Genomic DNA, 811 nt, shown 5'->3' on the forward strand with positions numbered 1-811 from the left:
TGACCTGCTGGTTGGCCGCGTTGGCAACGCCCTGGGTACCGCCGATGACCTGGGCCAACATCTGCTGCATCTGCTGATTCATCTGCATCATCTGTCGCATCTGGCCAGACATCTCTTTGTAGCCTGGAGGGAGCGCGGCGGCGTTGTCCTCTTCCCATTTTTTGAACACGTCGTCGGTCAGTTCTTGTTTCTGTTGCTGACCGGAATTGGCATCACCTCCTGCGTCGCGCCCAAGCTGCGGGTTCTTTTCAAAGGCTTTTTCCATGTTGATCAAGGCTTGGGCTGCCTGTGCTGGATTTGCCCCGTACTTTTTCATGAATGCGTTGACGACCTGATTGACCGGTTTCATCTGGGCATTCTGGAAGTTGAGATCGCGGTAGCGTTCGAATGTGGATTTGATCTGTTGTGGTGTCAGTTGTCGGGTGTCGCCTTCTCCGAACTCGATGTCGTAGAGGATGGCTTCGGCCTTGGCTTTGTCACCTTCGGTTTGTGGTGAGCCTGCGGCGGCGGCTTTCTCGGCGTCCGTGGGTGGTGTCTCGTTCTGCTTCGGTGGTGACATCGGAGTCTGTGGCGATGGTACCTGTTGAGACGGGGGTTGACCTGGGGCTTGTGGTTGCTGGCCCTGTTGGGCGGCAATACGGTCGATGGTTTGCTGCTGGGTGTTTTTGTTTTCGGGTTGCATGATCTCGGCCTTAGCGGAGGGTGGGTGTAAGACCGAGATTAGGGGTTATTAAGCTGAGGTTCGTCCCTCTGTGCAGCTTGCTTTTATTTTTTTAAAAATAACAACGATGTCCTTGGGTAACGTAAAAAC

Annotated in this window: 1 protein-coding gene; it reads right to left on the bottom strand. The window is 54.1% G+C overall.

All coding sequences use genetic code 11. The features are described 5' to 3' along the window. Positions 1-682: hypothetical protein (locus tag AK963_RS29930; protein WP_202969952.1), on the bottom strand; the 682-nt coding region annotated here is incomplete at its 3' end. Between the last annotated feature and the right edge of the window lie 129 nt (positions 683-811).

The sequence above is a fragment of the Endozoicomonas atrinae genome (assembly GCF_001647025.1).
Classification (GTDB): Bacteria; Pseudomonadota; Gammaproteobacteria; order Pseudomonadales; family Endozoicomonadaceae; genus Endozoicomonas; species Endozoicomonas atrinae.